The organism is Synechococcus elongatus PCC 6301, assembly GCF_000010065.1.
GTDB classification, from domain to species: domain Bacteria; phylum Cyanobacteriota; class Cyanobacteriia; order Synechococcales; family Synechococcaceae; genus Synechococcus; species Synechococcus elongatus.
The window spans coordinates 1,493,757-1,512,401 of record NC_006576.1; the positions used below are offsets into that span (position 1 = coordinate 1,493,757).

The 18,645-nt window shown below is 53.5% G+C and carries 20 protein-coding genes and 2 tRNA genes; 8 read left to right on the plus strand and 14 right to left on the minus strand.

Annotated features, from left to right (window positions below):
- Positions 1–67 precede the first annotated feature (67 nt).
- On the minus strand, positions 68–736 hold the full coding sequence (gene ntcA / locus SYC_RS07305) for a global nitrogen regulator NtcA (RefSeq protein WP_011243689.1): 669 nt from the start codon (positions 734–736) through the stop codon (positions 68–70).
- A gap of 228 nt (positions 737–964) precedes the next feature.
- On the opposite strand from ntcA, the gene fabI reads away from it, so the two are divergent.
- The 3 genes from fabI to SYC_RS07320 all read left to right on the plus strand — a co-directional run bounded on the left by fabI (position 965) and on the right by SYC_RS07320 (position 3,056).
- Complete coding sequence (fabI, locus tag SYC_RS07310) at positions 965–1,744, plus strand: enoyl-ACP reductase FabI (RefSeq protein ID WP_272912065.1); 780 nt, start codon at positions 965–967, stop codon at positions 1,742–1,744.
- A 14-nt stretch (positions 1,745–1,758) separates the two neighbouring features.
- Complete coding sequence (gene hisB, locus SYC_RS07315) at positions 1,759–2,388, plus strand: imidazoleglycerol-phosphate dehydratase HisB (protein ID WP_011243691.1); 630 nt, start codon at positions 1,759–1,761, stop codon at positions 2,386–2,388.
- A gap of 68 nt (positions 2,389–2,456) precedes the next feature.
- Positions 2,457–3,056, plus strand: coding sequence for a methyltransferase domain-containing protein (locus tag SYC_RS07320; RefSeq protein ID WP_011243692.1), 600 nt, complete (start codon positions 2,457–2,459; stop codon positions 3,054–3,056).
- A gap of 59 nt (positions 3,057–3,115) precedes the next feature.
- Here the strand turns inward: SYC_RS07320 and SYC_RS07325 are convergent.
- Positions 3,116–3,186, minus strand: a tRNA-Cys gene (locus SYC_RS07325).
- Between the two features lie 531 nt (positions 3,187–3,717).
- Here SYC_RS07325 and SYC_RS07330 point away from each other — a divergent pair.
- Complete coding sequence (locus SYC_RS07330; RefSeq protein WP_011243693.1) at positions 3,718–5,295, plus strand: EAL domain-containing protein; 1,578 nt, start codon at positions 3,718–3,720, stop codon at positions 5,293–5,295.
- Between the two features lie 478 nt (positions 5,296–5,773).
- Here the strand turns inward: SYC_RS07330 and SYC_RS07335 are convergent.
- Positions 5,774–5,844 (minus strand) — tRNA-Cys (locus SYC_RS07335).
- A 42-nt stretch (positions 5,845–5,886) separates the two neighbouring features.
- On the opposite strand from SYC_RS07335, the gene SYC_RS07340 reads away from it, so the two are divergent.
- The 3 genes from SYC_RS07340 (at position 5,887) to SYC_RS07350 (ending at position 8,391) form a co-directional block, all read left to right on the plus strand.
- Positions 5,887–7,113 (plus strand): lipid-A-disaccharide synthase-related protein, encoded by a 1,227-nt coding sequence (locus SYC_RS07340; RefSeq protein ID WP_011243694.1) that lies wholly within the window; start codon positions 5,887–5,889, stop codon positions 7,111–7,113.
- 19 nt (positions 7,114–7,132) lie between these two features.
- Positions 7,133–7,618 (plus strand): nucleoside deaminase, encoded by a 486-nt coding sequence (locus SYC_RS07345; RefSeq protein ID WP_011243695.1) that lies wholly within the window; start codon positions 7,133–7,135, stop codon positions 7,616–7,618.
- Positions 7,619–7,833: 215 nt separating this feature from the next.
- A complete protein-coding gene (locus tag SYC_RS07350) occupies positions 7,834–8,391 on the plus strand; it encodes a hypothetical protein (protein ID WP_011243696.1) in 558 nt (185 codons plus the stop codon).
- Here SYC_RS07350 and nrtS read toward each other — a convergent pair.
- The 4 genes from nrtS to SYC_RS07360 form a co-directional block, all read right to left on the minus strand.
- On the minus strand, positions 8,333–8,689 hold the full coding sequence (gene nrtS, locus SYC_RS13585) for a nitrate/nitrite transporter NrtS (protein ID WP_011243697.1): 357 nt from the start codon (positions 8,687–8,689) through the stop codon (positions 8,333–8,335). The two genes, SYC_RS07350 and nrtS, sit on opposite strands and share 59 nt — an antisense overlap.
- Positions 8,690–8,698: 9 nt before the next feature.
- A complete protein-coding gene (gatB, locus tag SYC_RS07355) occupies positions 8,699–10,183 on the minus strand; it encodes an Asp-tRNA(Asn)/Glu-tRNA(Gln) amidotransferase subunit GatB (RefSeq protein WP_011243698.1) in 1,485 nt (494 codons plus the stop codon).
- A gap of 220 nt (positions 10,184–10,403) precedes the next feature.
- Positions 10,404–11,735, minus strand: coding sequence for a hypothetical protein (locus tag SYC_RS13590; RefSeq protein WP_011243699.1), 1,332 nt, complete (start codon positions 11,733–11,735; stop codon positions 10,404–10,406).
- Between the two features lie 117 nt (positions 11,736–11,852).
- A complete protein-coding gene (locus SYC_RS07360; RefSeq protein WP_011243700.1) occupies positions 11,853–12,827 on the minus strand; it encodes a carbohydrate kinase family protein in 975 nt (324 codons plus the stop codon).
- A gap of 152 nt (positions 12,828–12,979) precedes the next feature.
- Between SYC_RS07360 and SYC_RS07365 the strand changes: the two genes are divergently transcribed.
- A complete protein-coding gene (locus SYC_RS07365) occupies positions 12,980–13,495 on the plus strand; it encodes a cupin domain-containing protein (RefSeq protein ID WP_011243701.1) in 516 nt (171 codons plus the stop codon).
- On the opposite strand, the gene SYC_RS07370 is transcribed toward SYC_RS07365, so the two are convergent.
- From SYC_RS07370 to SYC_RS07400, 7 genes are all read right to left on the minus strand, one after another.
- The gene (locus SYC_RS07370) at positions 13,428–13,799 is read right to left on the minus strand and encodes a hypothetical protein (RefSeq protein WP_011243702.1); all 372 of its coding nucleotides are present in this window, start codon (positions 13,797–13,799) and stop codon (positions 13,428–13,430) included. The two genes, SYC_RS07365 and SYC_RS07370, sit on opposite strands and share 68 nt — an antisense overlap.
- Positions 13,800–13,837: 38 nt before the next feature.
- Entirely contained in the window at positions 13,838–13,930 is a 93-nt protein-coding gene (gene petL / locus SYC_RS07375; protein ID WP_011243703.1) for a cytochrome b6-f complex subunit PetL, read from the minus strand.
- 55 nt (positions 13,931–13,985) lie between these two features.
- The gene (locus SYC_RS07380; protein ID WP_011243704.1) at positions 13,986–15,440 is read right to left on the minus strand and encodes a deoxyribodipyrimidine photo-lyase, 8-HDF type; all 1,455 of its coding nucleotides are present in this window, start codon (positions 15,438–15,440) and stop codon (positions 13,986–13,988) included.
- 78 nt (positions 15,441–15,518) lie between these two features.
- Complete coding sequence (locus SYC_RS07385; RefSeq protein WP_011243705.1) at positions 15,519–17,114, minus strand: Hsp70 family protein; 1,596 nt, start codon at positions 17,112–17,114, stop codon at positions 15,519–15,521.
- A 64-nt stretch (positions 17,115–17,178) separates the two neighbouring features.
- Complete coding sequence (locus tag SYC_RS07390) at positions 17,179–17,736, minus strand: helix-turn-helix domain-containing protein (RefSeq protein WP_011243706.1); 558 nt, start codon at positions 17,734–17,736, stop codon at positions 17,179–17,181.
- Between the two features lie 6 nt (positions 17,737–17,742).
- Entirely contained in the window at positions 17,743–18,249 is a 507-nt protein-coding gene (locus SYC_RS07395) for a Dps family protein (protein ID WP_011377445.1), read from the minus strand.
- 60 nt (positions 18,250–18,309) lie between these two features.
- Positions 18,310–18,570, minus strand: coding sequence for a ParB N-terminal domain-containing protein (locus tag SYC_RS07400; RefSeq protein WP_011243708.1), 261 nt, complete (start codon positions 18,568–18,570; stop codon positions 18,310–18,312).
- Between the last annotated feature and the right edge of the window lie 75 nt (positions 18,571–18,645).

The window sequence follows — 18,645 nt, forward strand, 5'->3', positions numbered from 1 at the left end:
ACCTGTTCACTCCATGATGGGGGCGATAGGGAGCCTCAGCAACGGAATCCCTGAGTTGGAGTGAGATTTAGCTGAACTGCTGACTCAGCGCCACCGGATTAAAGACCGTGATCCGCTTTTTGTGAATCGCAATCAGTTTTGATTCCCGTAGGTCACCCAGCAAGCGCGTCACTGTCACCCGCGTTGAGCCGATCGCTTCCGCAATTGCCTGGTGGGAAAGCTTGAGATCGATGGTGATGCCATCAGGGCTGGGGATGCCAAAGTCGCGACAGAGAATCAGCAAAAAGCTGACCAAGCGAGAACCCATATCGCGGTGCGCAAGCGTCTCGATCATCATTTCGGTCTGCAGAATCCGCGAGGACAGCCCCTGCAGCATCACGTTGGCCAGTTCCGGCCGTTCGATCAGCGCCTTCTGCATGAACTCGATCGGCACCGAAAACAGTTGAACCGGCGTAAAGGCCACTGCATGGTAGAAGCGATCGGAGCGCTGACCTGTCAGCAGCGACAGCACTCCAAACACGCTGTTCTCACGCAGCAGGGCCACCGTAATTTCTTCGCCCGACTCATAGACTCGTGAGAGCTTGACCGCTCCTTTGACAAGCAGGTAGACCCGTTCAGCCGGATCCCCCGGGAAAAAGATGGTCTTACCCCGCTCAAACTGCTCAATCTGGAGGGGCAGCTTACCGCTTCCCAACTCCCGGAACATCGTCAGCAGAGAATTTTCGTTGGCCAGCATCGCAACCGTGCCTTATAACTCCGCGCAAGGAATGGCTGGTGGGCATGGCCATGAACAGCAGCGATCGCGCCGTTGTTGAGAAAGCCAGAACCAGAACGAGCCAAGTGTCTCGTTACCGTACGGCCTAGCCTAGCTGCTGCTTGTAGCAACTGCTACTTTTTCGGCGACAGCCGTGGGGAGGCAGCCAACAGCGGATAATAAGCGGTTGGTTCTGTTGTTGCCCCTGCTATCATGCTCGACCTCTCTGGAAAGAAAGCCCTCGTCACAGGCATCGCCAATAATCGCTCAATCGCTTGGGGGATTGCCCAACAACTCCATGCTGCTGGGGCTGAGCTGGGGATTACCTACCTGCCTGACGATCGCGGCCGGACAGAGTCGAAAGTGCAAGAGCTGACCGCACCACTCAACCCCAGTCTGTTCCTGCCGCTGAATGTGCAAGATGCAGCACAGGTTGACGAGACTTTGGGCACGATCGCCCAGCAGTGGGGCAACTTCGACATCCTGATCCACTGCCTTGCCTTTGCCGGTAAAGAAGAACTGTCGGGTGACTTCAGCGCGACGACTCGCGAAGGTTATGCCCGCGCCCTGGAAATCAGTTCCTATTCATTGATCGACTTAGCGCGAGCCAGCAAACCGCTGCTCAATCAAGGCGGCAGCATCCTGACCCTGACTTATCTGGGTGGCGTGCGCGTCGTGCCCAACTACAACGTCATGGGCACCGCCAAAGCCGCACTGGAAATGAATGTGCGCTACCTGGCAGCAGAATTTGGTCCGCAGGCCATACGCGTCAATGCCATCTCTGCTGGCCCGATTCGGACGCTGGCATCCTCAGCCGTCGGTGGCATCCTCGATATGATTCACCACGTTGAGGAAACCGCACCGCTGCGCCGTACTGTCACCCAAATGGAAGTCGGCAATACGGCAGCCTTCCTCTCCAGCCCGCTCGCCAGCGGCATCACCGGCCAAGTCATCTATGTCGATTCCGGCTACAGCATTATGGGAATGTAGGCCGCGCAACGACTATGCAACTCAGCGATCGCCCTTTGACTGCCCCGGGAACGGCACCCCGCCAAGCCACGGTCAGCCGCCGAACCGGAGAAACCGATGTTCAGGTGTTCCTCAATCTGGATGGCACCGGCCGGTGTCAGGCCGATACGGGGATTCCCTTCCTCGACCACATGTTCGATCAGATTGCTTCCCACGGCCTGATCGATCTGGAAATCACGGCTAAGGGCGATCTGCACATCGATGATCACCACACCAATGAGGATGTGGGCATCACCTTCGGCTTAGCTCTGGCAGAAGCCTTGGGCGATCGCAAAGGGATTGTTCGTTTCGGTCACTTTGTGGCACCGCTGGATGAAGCCTTGGTGCAAGTGGCGCTGGACTTTTCGGGGCGGCCACACCTCACCTATGGCTTGACTCTGCCGACGGAACGGGTGGGCACCTACGAAACACAACTGGTGCGCGAGTTTTTTGTGGCGATCGCCAATAACGCCAAACTGACCTTGCATCTGCGTCAGTTGGACGGCATCAACTCGCACCACATCATCGAAGCGACTTTCAAAGCCTTTGCGCGATCGCTGCGCATGGCCACAGAAGTTGATCCGCGCCGTGCCGGTCAAATCCCTTCTTCGAAAGGGGTCCTTTAGCAGCGGCAGGGCGATCGCCGTCTGTCTTTCCCAGTTCTGAACTCCATCGTTCTGAGGCATCGCTCAGCATGACCAACGCGGTCAACCAAGCGCAATTCTGGGAACAGCGCTATCAGGAGGGCAGCGATCGCTGGGATTTGGGGCAGGCGGCTCCTGTTTGGCGATCGTTACTGGCAGGGACTAATGCACCAGCACCCGGACGGATTGCTGTGCTGGGCTGTGGTCGCGGTCACGATGCCCGTCTGTTTGCTGAGCAGGGATTTGAGGTCGTGGGCTTTGATTTTGCCCCCAGTGCGATCGCAGCGGCTCAAGCATTGGCGCAGGGGACAACAGCTCAGTTTCTGCAGCGGGATATTTTTGCGCTGCCCCAAGAATTTGCCGGTCAGTTTGACACTGTGCTGGAACATACCTGTTTCTGTGCGATCGATCCCGATCGCCGAGCAGAGTATGTCGAAGTCGTGCGACAGATTCTCAAGCCCAAGGGCTGCTTGTTGGGACTGTTCTGGTGCCATGATCGCCCCTCAGGACCGCCCTATGGCTGCAGCCTGACTGAGCTGCGCGATCGCTTTGCTCAAGGCTGGCAAGAAGAGCAACTGGAGTCAGTCACCGAGTCTGTCGAAGGACGGCGTGGCGAAGAGTACCTCGGTCGCTGGCGTCGGTTGGACTAAAGGCGACCAATCGCATCACCAATGATTGTCGCGATCGCAGACTGAGGCTAGGGTTTTGAAGGCGGCACTCGGATTCGAACCGGAGGCGAAGGTTTTGCAGACCTCTGCCTTACCACTTGGTTATGCTGCCAAGCAAAGCTCACTCCTCTACCAGAGACTTTCGAACAACGGTATGCGCTTGCTCTGTCTCAGCAACGGTCATGGCGAAGATCAGATTGCGATCCGCATTTTGACGGAACTGCGTCGACTTGAACCGGACTAAGCGATCGCAACTCACGGCTGTAAAGTCTTAGCAGATAAAGCTTGTCAGGAATTCATTGTTCTGTTGGTTTCGCAGGGTCATGACTGTCGTTTAGAGTTGGCGCAACAGTTCAAAGTTTGAATATTGAACCGAAGCAATGGAGGAAGATTACACTTCTGCTTAGTCAAGAAACACACAGCAACTGTGGCGGAATGATGAAGAACTATCTAAAAGTCACAAAAATTTGATTAACCTTGCGATGATTTAATTACTACTCCGTAAATCCACCTCTGATCGATGCTTCCATTACACCACAAAAATCTTAAAGAAAGTTTTCCAGAGAGAAGGTCTCGCCAAACTCTGTCTTTGCTTGACTAGAGTCATCAGCAGTGTATTTCGATCATTCACAAATCAAGTCCTGTGAAAAAACGCAATGCTCTTATTTTCGCAGTTGGAACCAGTGTGTTTGCTATCGCTTTACCAACTCTAATCTCAATCAATATTGCTAGCAGAGAAGCATTAATTGGTGAGCAGAATTATATGCTGGCTACTGCTCGGGGGTTGCTTCGTAGCTCAGAGAAAGCAGCAGATCAAGTTGATAAAGGTTTTAAAGAGTTACGAGCCCTTCAGTCTGTTCAGACCTGCGATCCAGAGCAGATTCAGGTCATGAGGAAGATTGACCTTGCCTCAGCTTATATTCAAGCAATTGGCTATGTTTCTGGTAACAAGCTAGTTTGCTCTTCAATGGGGAAAGATTCACTTGACTTAGGTCCTGTGGACATTGTTCAGCCTAGCGGAGCAAAGCTCAGGCGTAATGTTGAATTTGATTTTGCTAAAGGGCTTAAATTTATTGTAATTGAACGGGATAGTTTTGCAGCAGTTATTCAGAAGGATGTGCCACTTGATATTTCCAAAGATATAGAAAATATATCAATTACAACTTTATCAAAATCTAATCCTGAGACCCTGACAGCTCGTGGTTTCATAGATCCTAAGTGGATTTCAGCCCTCAACAATCAGCAAGAATCCACTTTTATCGACAAGGGACATATCATTGCAGCTGTCTCCTCTCAACGTTATTTTTTAGGCGCAGTTGTAGCTACTCCAGTCACTGGACTAGCATCAAGAACACGAGCAATTGCATGGATAATTGTGCCTGTGGGTATTTTGGCAGGCATTATCCTTTGGCTTTCAGTTATCTACTTTTTAAGAGGCCAGTTGGCTTTGCCCGCAGTCATAAAAACTGCAATCAAACGTCGTGAATTTTTTCTTACCTATCAGCCAATAGTTAACCTTCAAACAGGAGATTGGGTTGGAGCTGAAGCACTTGTACGTTGGAAACGCCCCGATGGCAAGACTATGGCTCCTGATATTTTTATCCCTGTCGCAGAAGATAGTGGATTAATTCAACTGATTACTGAATATATTGTTGAAACACTGTCTCGGGAGGCGATCGGTTTCTTTGATGAGTTTCCAAGATTTCATATTGGTATCAATCTATCGGCCGCAGATCTGCATACCCCGCAGACAGTTTCTCTAATGCGTAAGGTCGCCAAGGCCACGAGTGCAAAACCAGGAAGTCTAATTGTGGAAGCCACAGAACGTGGCTTTACAGACCCTAAGCTTGCAAATGGAGTAATCAGCAGTTTACGAGCTGATGGAATACAAGTTGCTATTGATGATTTTGGGACAGGCTACTCAAGCTTGTCTTATTTAGAAAATCTTGAGCTTGATTACCTCAAAATAGATAAGTCTTTCGTCGATACAATTGGCAGGGATACAGCAACTAGCAACGTCGTCACACATATCATTGAGATAGCCAAAACGCTGGATTTGATGATGGTTGCTGAAGGAGTAGAGACAGAATTGCAAGCTAATTTTTTGCGCAATCGTGGGGTTCAATATGCTCAAGGATGGTTCTTTGCAAAGCCAATGCTTTTTCCTGAATTATATTCAAAACTTAGAGCTAGAGCTATGCGCAGCTACTCTGAGGCTTGAACACAACTGATAATTTGTCAAACTTGATATTTAATGGAAGGTTTTTTGCGGGATTATTATACTTTTTGATTTTACACAAGAAAACCATTAGAAGCTATTCCTAGGACAGCCAAAGAGGCGGCTGAGATAGGGAGTATTGTTAATATCTTTCTGCCTTCAAGGAAGTTGGCGAGCTCCCATAGGACAAGGACATTAATTGACTTGCATTAGATGGCTGGGGCAGCTTGATAACTAGCCCCGCTACCGCTGAAATCGACTACAAAAAGACAGCAATTATTTCAACAATACTCATTTAAACCAAGATATTTCTTTAGCGCTGACCTCACCGTATGGACTGAAATTGTTCAAGCGTCAGTCCGGATTTAAAGTCCGACTGCCCCTTGTTGAACCACCGTCTCCAGTCCACCGATCGCATGACACCTGCGTGCGATCGCTTGGGCGAAGGCCAGAATTTCTGCCGAGTCCAGAGAGAATTAAAAGGCGGCACCCGGATTCGAACCGGGGGTGAAGGTTTTGCAGACCTCTGCCTTACCACTTGGCTATGCCGCCAGGCACAGTCCACTACTCTAGCAGAGACTTTCGAACAACGGTATGCGCTTGCTCTGTCTTAGCAACGGTCACGGCGAAGATCAGATTGCGATCCGCATCCTGACGGAGCTGCGCCAACTTGAACCGGATTGGGCGATCGCGGCGCTCCCGCTGGTGGGCGAGGGTCATGCGTTTGCGGCTGCCCAGATTGCACGAATTGGCCCTCGACAGGTGCTGCCCTCCGGCGGTTTTCTCAATCAAGACTGGCGGCAATTGCTGCGCGATTTGGCAGGTGGCCTAACGGGACTGACCTTTGGGCAATGGCAGGCCGTGCGGCAGTGGTCCGAGTCGGGTAGCGCGGTGCTGGCGGTTGGCGATATTGTGCCGCTGCTGTTTGCCTGGGCCAGCGATCGCCCCTTTGCTTTTGTGGCGACAGCGAAGTCGGACTACTACTGGCGGGATGAACAGGGGCTGTTGCCGATCTCGAATCCGACAATGCTGTGGTCGCGCTGGCAGCGCAGCTACTTTGACCCTTGGGATCGCTGGTTGATGAAGCATCCGCGCTGTCGAGCCGTTTTCCCACGCGATCGCCTGACGGCTGAGGGGTTACAGCAGCTTGGGGTACCGGCGATCGCAGTCGGTAATCCGATGATGGACGGCCTCGAGGCACCGGAAGCTGCAGCTTGGTCCCCCCTTTTGCCGACGGGATCGCGTTGGTTGCTGTTGCCAGGTTCTCGGCCGCCGGAAGCTCAGCGAAATTGGTCGCAGATCATTGATGCACTGCCGGTTGATCCCGACCGCGCTTTTGTGGCGTTGGCGGCGATCGCGCCTTCCTTGCCGCTAGCGGAGTTCACGCAAGGTCTCAGCGATCGCGGTTGGCAACCTGCGGCTAGTCCGATTCCCGAGGCGATCGCCTTTCAAAAAGGAGCAGGTTGGTGCCTACTGGGGCAGCGGAATTTCGCGCCGTTTCTACAACTTGCCGAGGGCGCGATCGGAATGGCTGACACCGCGACAGAGCAATGCGTGGGGCTCGGTAAGCCCGCTTTCACGATCGCGGGACAGGGGCCGCAGTTCACCCGTGGGTTCGCAGAAGCGCAGACTCGCTTGTTGGGGCAATCGGTGCAGTTACTCTCTCAACCTTCGGACTTCCTAACCGCATGGGAGGCTTATCAAGCCGATCTAGCCATGCAAGAAGCGACCGCAACCAATGGACGCTTACGTCTTGGAGAAGCGGGGGCAGCAGCCCGGATTGCCGAGGTCCTGCGATCGCAGCTGCTAGAGTCAGCGTGATTTATTCCTGTTGCGCCCTATGAGTTTGGCGGAAGACGAGCGCTTTATGCGACGGGCGATCGCGCTGAGTCGGCAAGCAGGATTGATCGATTGTACGGGCGGGCCTTTTGGCTGTGTAATCACTCGCAACGGCGAGATCATCGCGGAAGGCTTCAATCAAGTCCTGACTGAAAGGGACCCGACTTGGCATGCTGAAATCGCCGCCATTCGACAAGCTTGCCAGCACCTACAAACTGTTGATTTATCGGGATGCACGCTCTACACCAGCGCGGAACCCTGTCCGATGTGTGCGGCAGCCGTTTACTGGGCCAAGCTCGAGCGCCTTGTTTTTGCGACCCGCTGCTCTGACACTGCTGCCTACGCCGAGTTTGATGACAGCACTATCTATGCTGAGATCCAAAAGCCAGCCCGCGATCGCACAATTCCCCATCAAGAACTGCTGCGATCGGAAGCTCAGATCGTTTGGCAAGACTATCAGCAACAACGCGATCGCACCCCGAATTGAGGGCTGAGCGATCGCTCCTGATTGCTAACGATCCATCAACTCGCTCCGACCAGTCTCTAGACTGACCCCTCACGCTGGCAAAGATTGCACTGTCTAGTGTCTAGGGATCAGGCTGCAGCCGACTGAAATGGAGCAGCAATTTTTTGCAGCCAAAGAAAAGAAAATAGTGTTAACGTCTTGCATTAATTCGTCGCAATTAATCAAGAACTATTACGATGCTGCAGAAAGTGACTCGCTTCTTGGGAATCCTTGCGCCACTTTGCTTAGCATCTTCGCTGTCTGCTGCGCCGCCCCCTGAAACCTTTGCCATCCGATCGACTGCAGACCTCGAGCGTCTGTTAGCCGGTCTCAGCCGCGATCGCGATGCAGGCGCCCGCCAAGAAATTCAAGCCTTGATGGCGGTTCTTCTCGAAAAAGGGGTTCCCGTCCGCTATCAGCCCAACGGAGAACTGGGGCCCGGCCAGCGCTTTGTCCGTTTCGGCGTCTTTTCCACCAGCGGTCAACTGACCCTGACCGATCAGCCGCTGCGGGATACACGGACACTCTTGACTACGCTGCGCCATGAAGCTTGGCATGCCGTGCAAGCCTGCGCCACCAATGGCCGTCCTCGGGGACAACTCAAGCCGGTTGGCATCCGGACAACTGCAGCCGCGCAGCAAGCCGTGATTGACAAGGGCTATCGCCCTCACGACCACGCGATCGAAGCCGAAGCCTTTACCGCTCAGTTTGTGCCGTATCAGTCCTTAGAGGCACTGAGAGAGTATTGTCCATAGCTTGCAAGCGCGATCGCGCCATTGATTGACCATGCAGGCTGACCAAAAATGGGACGCAGTAGGTCAGTAGAGCAGAAACCCAACGCGACTGCGTCATTTGGCCATTGGCTGTTGCCCAGCCATGGTTAATCGTAAACAGGAGCGTACCGATGAATAACGCTACCCGCACAGCTGTCGCGATCGCCCGACGATCGCGACAGGTTTGACGAAAAGCGGCGATCGCAGACAACAGACACTCACTGGGACTCCGATCGACAGTCTGCACTGCCCCAGCTTGACCGACTGTCTGATTTGCCACCAATTGCCCCTAGCCTTTCAGCTTTTGGTTGAGGATTTGGTTCGAGAGCTTCGGATCGACACGCCCACCCGTTTTCTTCATCAGTTGACCCACAAAGAAGCCCTGCAGCTTGGTTTTACCAGCACGGAACTGCTCTAGCTCCGTGGGGTGCGCCGCCAAAAGTTCATCAACTAGCGCTTCGATCTGCGCCGGATCGGAGATTTGCGTCAGACCCTTCGCTTCCACGATCGCTTTGGGAGAGCCACCTTTTTCCAGCAGTTCCGGCAGAATTTCCTTGGCAATTTTGCCGCTGATCGTGCCCGCTTCAATCAGGTTGACCAGTTCCGCCAAATCTTGTGGCTGCAGCGGCAGATCCGATACCAGCAATTTGTTGGCGTTGACGTAGGCCGCGATGTCGCCCATCAGCCAGTTGGCCGCCTGCTTAGCATCCGCACCGGCAGCCACGGTTGCTTCGTAGTAATCCGCCGTGCTTTTCTCGTCGGTCAGCACCCGCGCATCGTAGGCCGAAAGTCCATATTGCTCAGCGTAGCGATGGCGTTTTTGCGCCGGTAATTCCGGCAATTCACTGCGCCAGGTTTCCCGCTGAGTCTCGCTGACTTCGATCGGGCCGAGATCTGGTTCAGGGAAGTAGCGATAGTCGCTTGATCCCTCTTTGGAGCGCATCGACTTGGTGACTTGCTTGCCTTCATCCCAGAGACGAGTCTCTTGGACGATCGGCTCACCCGTTTCGAGGCAGCGAATCTGGCGCTCAATCTCGAACTCGATCGCCCGTTGAATGGCGTTGAACGAGTTCATATATTTGATTTCGACTTTGGTACCGAATTTCTCGGTGCCCTTGGGGCGAATCGAGATGTTGACGTCGCAGCGCAGCGAGCCTTCAGCCATGTTGCCGTCGCTGACGCCGAGGTAGCGCATGATCCGGCGCAGTTCTTGGGCGTATTCCGCTGCTTCCTTACCCGTACGCAGATCGGGTTCCGAGACGATTTCCGCCAAGGCCACACCAGCGCGGTTGTAGTCCACCAAGGAGTGGGTCGAACCCGCGAGGCGATCGCTCCCAGCATGGACGAGTTTGCCCGCGTCCTCTTCCATGTGCAGGCGGGTCACGCCAATTTTCTTGGTGTAGGGTTCTTTGCCCTTCTCGGCGACCTCGATTTCAATCCAGCCATGTTCCGCGATCGGCAGGTCGTACTGCGAGATCTGATAGTTCTTAGGCAGGTCGGGATAGAAATACTGCTTGCGATCGAACTTGCTGTAGGGCGCAATCTGGCAGTTCAGCGCCAAACCGGCTTTGACGGCATACTCCAGCACCTTCTGGTTCAGCACCGGCAGGGTACCCGGCAGACCCAGCACCACCGGATCGATATGGGTGTTGGGGTCGGCACCAAACTCCGTCGAGGCGTTGGAGAAAATTTTAGTGGCGGTGCCGAGCTGGACGTGTGTTTCCAGACCGATAACTGCTTCGTACTCAGTCTTTACAGGAGCCGTCGCTGTCATAGCACCAAGGGGCAAAACACTTTGCCATTATATCGCTGCCCTTTGCCGATCCTGTCGCTGTCAGGCATTTAAGGGGGAAAGTAGCAGCGATCGCTTTAGCAGATATCATTACGAGCCTGTTTCCCGCCTGCACACTATCTGTCATTGACCAACAGAATCAGCCTGCTAAAGAGTGCCCATCTTCCATAGCGAGATCATGCCTCATTGGAGATTGGAAAAATTAGTTTTTACATGACCAAGGAATAGGCACAATGTGGCCCACCCAAGTACACGAAATTCTACTTCTGTAGGCACCATTATAATTAAGAATTTTCAGAATGATAAGTTCTAAGTACCACAAGCATATCTTCCAAGTTTCTGTTCTCACTGCAGAAGAGTGCCTTGCATATTTAACTCGATTTTTTTGAGTTGGATGAGTTATTGTATTTCGCATGGCTGTCATAGCGTCAGCTGAATCCATCCAATTCTCTGATTTGGCTAACTTAGATAACTCAACTAGTTCAGAAGGAATATCTGCAGACACTCCAGACCAATGAATAAGTAAACGTATTCTTTCAGCTGCAGAAATCCTCGTATAACCATCATTGCTAAGCCACTTTTCCCGTTCTACAAGAACGGCAGAAGAAAGTAATTCTAGCGCTGTTTGTGCTTGGATTATAGCTCCTTCTAACCCACCTGAGAATGCGTTAGCAGAAAGATACCAATGCAGGGCTGTTTGAAGAACTTCACGCCAATCCTCATCATCCCATAACGACATAAAACTGCTGAATGGATCCTCAAGGACTTTTGAATACTGCATATCAGTCCATGTAAAACAATTTCTAAAGGGATCAACACGTGGACAAGACCATTCCATCACACTTAAACCCGAGGAAGATCCATCATTACCAACTGGAAAAACACAGCCTATCCATCTTCCGACTGCGAAAGATAGATATAGAGAAAAAACATCTAGAACTTGAATACCTTCGCTAAATTGAAATTTAGAACCATCTAATCTTGTCAATCTCACTGAATGAGTGAGAGCATATCCTGACTGCTCACACAGCGAATTAAGTATGTTTTTATGTCCTTTTTTAGAATCAACAATAATTTTCCAGTCAGAACATATAAATTTAAGCCTAGCTCTACAAGAGGTTCCATCAGCATACATGATTGGGTCACCATAGATTTCATGTAGATTGACAATAGAGCAATCAATGTAATCCACTCTATATTGGGGATTATGTTGTATTTTTTGGCTCATAAAGCCAAAAATTGACTCTTCTAATCCACCTGTGGAAATATGTGAAATCTTGCAATTCTTGATTAGCTTTTTATTTTTAAGATATAGATCGACAGTATCTAGTAATAGTGATTTTATTGTTCCTATGGGCAACCCTGTAATAGAAAAGCGAACTGCAGGAATCGGAAGCCAAGTTAGCCAAATTCTTCCATTAGACTGAACCAGTACATCATCAACATTGACGTAAATCTCGTCATTGTAAAATTCAATCTCTTGATTTAAATTGGTGGAAAAATGAATATCTTCCAATGCAAGAGGGTAGTTCATTGATTGAATCTCGGAAAGAATCTAGATAATCATCATGTTGAATTAGGTCTATATTCAACATCCTTGTTTTGGCTTTGTATCTCAATTAAATTATTAGTTAATTTGCTGTTTAGATAGTTAAGTTTTAGATAGTAAAGATTGAATAGCATCAGAAGTCGGCTGAGCTGCGATCGCGCCAGGATTCAGGGTCGTCAAGGCACCAGCAGCACTAGCCCAGCGAATCGCTGTTTGCACCTGCTCTGCGCTCGTCCACTGGAAGTCCATTTGCGTGTTTTGCGCTAGCCAAGCAGCGACAAATGCATCTCCCGCGCCGGTCGTATCGATCGCCTTTACCGGAAAAGAGGGACAGTGACCCTGCCAACCAGCAACCCAGTAGTGGCAGCCGCGATCGCCATCCGTAATCAATACTGCTTGTAGCTGCGGTTGTCGGGCTTGAATTGTTGCTGGATCAACCGTGTCGAACAGCCATTCCGCTTCTTCTCTCGCTAATTTCAACTGCTGAATTTGAGGCAGGATGGCACGAATGCGATCGGGAGCCAAACTGGGATCAGGCCAGAAACTTGGTCGCCAGTTGACATCCAAGAGAACGGTCATTCCCTGCTGATTGGCCCAAGTCAGCGCTTGCTGCGCCGCGATCGCACTACTGGGATAAGCCAGCGGAATCGTGCCTAAGCAGAGCACTTTGGCCAAACGAAACCAAGCCTGCGGCAACTGCTCCGCTTGCAGTTCCGTATCCGCAAATTGATCGCAAGCGATCGCGCCAAACCCTCCGAACTGGCGATCGCCCTGAGCGGTTCGCAGCACTTGCACCTGTCGGGTCGGCAGGCGGGGATGCCGCTGCACCGCCGCGATCGCCACGCCATTGTCTTGGAGAACTTGAAAGAGGCGATCGCCTTCAGGATCAGAACCGAGGCAGGTAATCAGTCCCGACTGAACACCAAGCTTGACTAGCGCCGTTGCAACATTGGCGGGAGCACCCCCCGGCCAAGGTGTCCAACTTTGCACCTGTTCCGCCGGAAGATCGCGATCGTTGGCCAAACAATCCCAGAGCATTTCTCCCAGACAGATGACCGTTGGCGCTTGGGCTGTCATCCCCGCTTCCCCCGTGGATCTTTCGCTTCACCCTAGCGAGTCTGCCAACGGAATCGAACGACCCACAAAAAGTGTAGGAAGCGTAGCGATCGCCACAAATATTTACAGAATATTGGCTAAGCTGTGGGCGCAGTCCGCGGAGGGCCTTGCCAATGGCCTTAGTTCGACAAGTTGAAGTTCTTCCCGTCGAAAGCTTTCGTAGCGGTACTGCTCAGTTTTTTGCGCCCCAAACCTGCGATCAAACCATGGTGGTTGAGCTCGGTGCAGAGCAGGTGGAAGACTTATTTGTCCATCACTTCCAAACCGACCAACTAATGGTGCTACAGGGTCAGTTCGTTCTAGTCGTGCTAGAAAATCGGCGCTATCGCTATCTACCCCTGAGCGATCCCAAACGGGAAGTGGTGCGGATTCCGCCGGGGATTCCCCACGGAGCAGTCAATCTCAGTGGCGAACCTTGCCTACTAGTCAATGCGGTTATTCGCCATGGGGAACCGTGCGATCGCGATTATCGACCGCTGCAGCCTCCCCTGCCCTACGACTGGGCAGCCATTCAGCAGGCATTGCAGAGCCTGCGATCGCCGCGCCAGCCGCAACCACTACCTAGACAAAGGAATCGAGATCAAGGGACTTCAGGCCACCTTGCTCAATCTGGCGCATCACATTCGTAAGCTGCCACCAAACCAGCCCTGCCGTCAGCACTGTCAGCGGTAGGGCGATCGCGGCAGCAAACCAAGCCGGAAATCCAAAAATTTGCATACCAGCAGCCAAGAACAAGCCGACGCCGATCACCATGGCCAGATAGGGCAAACGCAGTTCAACACCCCGCAGAGCGGAGAGTGGCGTCTCTGGGTCAACCAACCATTGCCGGACCAACTGCTTGAGGATTGCAGCAAAGGCAGAACCACTGGTGACCGCAGCCAAAAACCCTGCAATCAGCAGAAAGTAGGGGGGCTGATCTGGAAAGTAGTACAAGCAGACCTCAGAGATGCAACGGCTTTGATCCTAGCGGCTTAGATGAGCTTGACAGCGCGCAGGCCGAACAGCAGCGCGATCGCAGTAAAAATGCCACCGCCAAGAACCAAGCCAAAAAAGACTGCGCCCATAATTTCAGTTCTGAACTTGCACGCTCTTTATTGAAGCAGAAGCAGCGCCCAGCACCTATGAATCGGGCTCAGCCTCAGGTTCAGCGATAGCCGCTTTGAGCTGGTTGTAGAGCGCCTTGAACTGTTTCTGGCGCAGGTTGTGATTCACGATCGGGGCAGGATAGCCTCGGCGTCCAATCGGCGTGATCTCCCCACTGATCAAGTCCTTGGGATGGACATGGCGCAGTTCTGGCAGCCAACGTTTGATGTAGGTCGCCGTGGCATCAAACTTCTTGGCCTGACTAGCAGGATTGAAAATCCGCAGCGGTTTGGGATCCATGCCACTGGAAGCGCTCCACTGCCAACCGCCGTTATTTGCAGCCAGATCGCCATCGACCAAGTGCTGCATAAAGAACTGCTCCCCACGCCGCCAGTCGATGATCAAATCCTTGGTCAAAAAGCTGGCAACAATCATCCAGCAACGGTTGTGCATCCAGCCGGTTTCAGTCAGTTGGCGCATCGCTGCATCAACAATCGGATAGCCCGTTTGCGCCTGGGTCCAAGCCGTGAACAGAGCCTCGCGATTTTCCCAAGGGAATTGCTGCCAGAGCGAGCGATAGGGACCATCGGCCAGGCTCGGGAAATGGTAGAGCGCATGCTGATAGAACTCCCGCCAAGCGAGTTCCTGCTGCCAAACGCGAATGCTGTTGCGGGCTTCGTCGCTGCGGCTGAGGGCATGGGCTGCACTGGCAGCCCGCCAAGCCTGACGAATACCGATCGCCCCGAATTTCAAAGCGGGACTCAAGCCCGAGGTTCCTGCTTCCGCCGGAAAATTGCGCTGGGGATCGTAGTCGGCGATCGCGCGATCGCAAAATTCTTGAAGACGGGCGATCGCCGCTGTTTCCCCCGGCTCCACTGGAAAACCCCCGTCCCAGTCAAAGCCAAGCTGCTTCAGGGTCGGTAGTTCCGACAACAGCAGAGGTGCGATCGCAGTTAGTTGCTCTGGTGAGAGATCGACCAGTTCTGTCGGTGTGGCAACCGGCGTGGGCTTGGGCTGAGCCTGCCAATTTTTCCAAAACGGCCCGTAGACGCTGTAGGGATTACCGCTGCCGCTGAGGATTTGATCGGGGCTATGGAGCAGTTGATCCCAGAGTTGAACAGCCCGAATGCCTGCCGTTTTCAGAGCGGCTGCGACCTGCCCATCGCGATCGCGGCCGTAGGGTTCAATGTCTTGGTTCCAATAAACTGCTTCCGCCTGAAGCTGCTGCGCCAGTTGCGGGATCAGGTGTTGTGGATCCCCTTGGAGCAATAGCAGCCGACTGCCCGCCTGTTGATAACGCTGCTGGAGTTCCTGTAGGCAGCCCTGCAGGTAGGCAACCCGTGCTGGCGCCATGTCAGCACTCTGGAGAATCTGAGGGTCGAGGCAAAACAGACCGATCAGCTGCGCTGATTGTGCCCGCGCCGCCGCCAGACCAATGTTGTCGCTGAGGCGCAGGTCACGCCGGTGCCAAAACAGAATCGGAGCCGCCACAGCTGCCTCGGAAATAAGCCTTGGCTATTCTAGAAGGCTGATTTACTGGAGCCGCGATCGCAGCTTGCTGGTTCAGCCCTAAAGCTGGATCACCACTTGATTCTCAACCACGGTTTCCAGGGTCAGCAGATCTTCAATCGTCACCCGCAAAAAACGATCGCGATCAACCCAGAACTGGAGCCGTAGACGGTCAACCCCCGGATCGCCGGGTGGATCAAGTCGGGCGATCGTGCGGGCGGTTTCGCTATCATTCAGCGCCTTTGCTGCCGTGCGATCGGGCCCAATCCGGCGCGTAATCAGGCGATCGCCATCAAAGAAAATCTCCGTCGCGCCGCGATCCTGACTCAGTTCACCGAGGACTAATTCCATGCTGGGTTGTTGCGCCACCGAAGCCCCCAGCACTAGCTCGACCGGTTCCGCCATCGGGTAGGCTTGGCCGGGCGGAATCAGTGGATGCCAATCATGGCGCTGACTGCGATGGTTCCAGTAGCGAATGCCGTAGCTGTGATAGAGAAAATCGCGGACTTCTAGCCCTTGCGCCAGTTGCAAAGCACCGCAAGCTACCGCCTCAAAGGGGCGATCGCAGCGAATCTTTTCAGTCGGGAAATAACCCGCCAGCCAGTCTTGCACAGCAGGAATTTGGGCGCTGCCACCGACCATCAGAACAGCTGCAATCGCATCAGGATTAATGCCTTGGCGGCGACCTTGCTGGAGGACTGATTCGAGCAATTCATCCAGTTGTTCAGAGAAGCCGCGATCGTGCAGAATCTGCTGAAATTGCGAGCGATCAAGCTGTAGTTGTAGGCTTTGCAGCGTTTCGTCATCAAAGTAGACTTCGCTCGCCTCAGGCGTTGTCGAAAGCTGGATTTTGATCCGCTCCGCTAAGCGCGTCAGGACACGCGTTGGAGCCGTATTCAGTTGTTTCGCAAAGTAGTCGGTCAGCCAGTCATCGAGATCATTGCCGCCAAGGTTTCGACCTGCTTTTGCTAGCACCCGCGCCAGTTGCGGGCGCTGACCGCTGTTGTCGCCAAAAGATTGGTCGCCCCATTTGAGGATGAAACCCAAGGGCGATCGCACCTTGGAGGTAGTCTGTCCCAACTCAATTAAGGCGAGATCGAGGGTGCCACCGCCAAAGTCAAAGACCAGAATGGGCGACTGCTGCTCGACACCGTAGCCCAGCGCTGCCGCCGTTGGTTCGTCAATCAAGCGGACGCGATCGACCGGCCACTGTTGTGCCACGCGACTCAGCCACAGCCGATAGTTCTCAAAGCTATCGACGGGCACCGTCAGCACGAGGTCAGCGCCGTCGCGATCGCCCGGTTCTAAAGCAGCAATCACTGTGTCCAAAAACCACTGGCCGACCTGTTCAAAGTCAGGGCAGACACCATCTAAATCCGGCAGAAAGCCCGTAACTTCTGCCCCAATCCCGCGCTTAAAACTGCGAAAAAAACGGGAATCCTGCGGGCGATCGCGCCCTTGATCGCGCACAGCTTGCCCTGCGAGCAAACGGGGCATCGTCGCTTCTTCGACGTAGAGCAGACTGGGAATCAGTGGTGGGGTTTGGGAGCCCCGCTGACTGAGATTGGTCAGCGACAGCAATTCCGGCGATTGCGTTTCTGTATTCCAACGCGCCACCACAGTATTACTGGTGCCGAAATCCAGCGCGATCGCCACGCGAAACCACCCTTGCTGTCTGTGCTTTCAGTTTACGAAAGCCCTGGGATCGCCCTCACTCGTTTCAGGACAAACGATCGACTTCCGCCCGCTGGATCAAGCGATCGCGCCAACGATACCCCGGTCGCCAAATCACAACGCGATCGCCTGGCTCGGCCTGACCCTCGCGCAGCAATTGCCAACTGGGATCAAAGGCGAACTCCTGGCCGATCGTCCCGAGGGTTTCAACTTGCCAGTCTTTCAACAACTGCTCCAGCGGTTGCAGCAAGGGCAACAGTCGCTCTGCGGGTAAATCCGATCGCTGTTGAGCAGCCCAAGCGGCGCGGGGCCAGTTCAATAGCCACGGCTCCAAGCGATGCAGCCCATCCTGCTCAAAGGTTTCGCGATCGCTGGTTGAAGCGATCGGGGCAGGAGTCTGGCGGGCTGATTCCGGCTCGACTAACTTGGCAACATCGATCTGAAGGACAGCCGCGATCGCCGCTAATTGTTTCCAAGTGAGTGAGTCGCCTTGACCTTGTCGCAGGCGCTGCAAGACTCGCTCAGAGACGCCACTTTGCTGAGCGAGCGATCGCCAACTGGTGAGGCCTTGTGCCTGCATCCACTGCCGCAACTGGGCTTCCATCGGGAACTAGCTTTCCAGCAGACTGCGCAGCATCCAAGCATTTTTCTCGTGGATTTGCATCCGCTGAGTCAGCAAGTCAGCGGTCGGTTCATCGCTGGCAGCATCGACGATCGGGAAAAGAGCCCGCGCGGTTCGCACCACCGTTTCTTGACCAATCACCAACTGCTGAATCATCTCAGTGGCGCTGGGAATGCCGTCTGCTTCTTCAATGCTGGTGAGTTTGGCGTAGGCGCTGTAGCTGCCAGGTGCCGGAAAACCAAGGGCGCGAATCCGTTCGGCAATCAAATCGACGGCCAAGGCTAGCTCGTTGTATTGCGTCTCAAACAGCAAGTGCAGCGTCTGGAACATCGGGCCGGTGACATTCCAATGGAAATTGTGGGTTTTGAGATAGAGGGTGTAGGTATCTGCCAGCAGTCGGGAGAGCCCATCTGCGATCGCCTGCCGATCGTCATTACTGATGCCAATGTCCACGGGCAGCGTGGCCGCTTTTTTACCTTCCGATTTTTTACCCATACAGCTTGCAACCTCAGAATTCCAGTGTTCAGTTTGCCCCATCAAGGCCGATCGCCTTAGTTAAGCCAGATGCAGAGCCAGCACCGATCGCGGTGCGCGCCGAATCCGGCAGCGAATCGTTTCCAAGCCTAGCCGCTGGTGCGCTTCGTAGCGGTGACAGCCCGAGAAGCCGTAATATTCGCCCTCGACTTCCAGCACCTCGATCGGCTCACGCAAGCCTTCAGCCGCGATCGAGACCATCAAGTCCTGCACTTTCTGCGGATCGGTGTTGCGAGGCAGGGGACGGCGAATTTGATGGACGGGGAGTTCAGCAACTCGCATGGGACTATTGTCATCTCATACTCATTACGAGTTTAATTTAGCTCAGGTTCTTGCGATCGCTGCAGTTTTCCGCTT